This is a genomic window from Heliobacterium mobile (genome assembly GCF_009720735.1).
In the GTDB taxonomy this organism is placed as follows: Bacteria; Bacillota; Desulfitobacteriia; order Heliobacteriales; family Heliobacteriaceae; genus Heliobacterium; species Heliobacterium mobile.
The window spans coordinates 1-874 of record NZ_WNKU01000109.1 but is presented as its reverse complement, the minus strand read 5'-3'; the positions used below and the strand labels follow the sequence as shown (position 1 = coordinate 874).

The 874-nt window shown below is 53.0% G+C and carries 1 tRNA gene and 3 rRNA genes; all 4 read left to right on the top strand.

Features of this window, described 5'->3' with window-relative positions:
• A 16S ribosomal RNA gene (locus tag GJ688_RS19995) occupies nucleotides 1-52 on the top strand; the annotation flags it as partial.
• 298 nt (nucleotides 53-350) lie between these two features.
• Nucleotides 351-467: ribosomal RNA gene (gene rrf, locus GJ688_RS19990) — 5S ribosomal RNA — on the top strand.
• Nucleotides 468-519: 52 nt separating this feature from the next.
• A tRNA-Ile gene (locus tag GJ688_RS19985) sits at nucleotides 520-596 on the top strand.
• 125 nt (nucleotides 597-721) lie between these two features.
• Nucleotides 722-874 (top strand): 23S ribosomal RNA (locus GJ688_RS19980); the annotation flags it as partial.

Sequence of the window (874 nt, the reverse complement as noted above, 5' to 3'; positions counted from 1 at the left end):
GAAGTCGTAACAAGGTAGCCGTATCGGAAGGTGCGGCTGGATCACCTCCTTTCTATGGAGACTCGTCACGGTAGAGGATGAACCTTGCTAGTTTTCTAGTGAAGGGGATGTATCCTCTATGCAGTGAGATGTCGAGGTCGAACCGGACGGAGACCTCCCTACAGTGCAAGCGAGGTAATCTCGTAAGCGACTAGATGGGAGAGGTACGAACGGAAAGGTTAGCACGCAGCGCTACACAACTGTTTGATTTTGAGGGACTGGAGAAACTTACCGGTTGAAAAGCTTAACCGGGTATAGTAAACTCTTAACTCCGGTGACGAACCGGATGGACCTCAACAACTACAAACTGATCTGGTGGCAATGGCGGAGGGGTCACACCCGTTCCCATCCCGAACACGGCAGTTAAGCCCTCCTGCGCCGATGGTACTTGGGACGTTGGTCCCTGGGAGAGTAGGTCGTTGCCAGATTGACCGGGTAACCGGCGAAAACCTGACAAGATAAACCTTGTCAGGCGAATATGGGCCTATAGCTCAGCTGGCTAGAGCGTACGACTGATAATCGTAAGGTCGGTGGTTCGAGTCCACCTAGGCCCACCATCATTTTTCTGCGCAAGCAGAAGTTTGTTCCTTGAAAACTGCACAGAGGTAAAAAGTAAAGCGCAAGCGATACATGGCGAATGCCAGGCGACGCAAGTCGCAGGCAGAAGTCATGATCAAAACAAGGTCAAGTTAGTAAGGGCATACGGTGGATGCCTAGGCGCTGAGAGGCGAAGAAGGGCGCGGACAGCTGCGAAAAGCTACGGAGAGCCGCAAGCAGGCGTAGACCCGTAGATACCCGAATGGGGCAACCCGTCCGGAGTTATATCCGGACATCG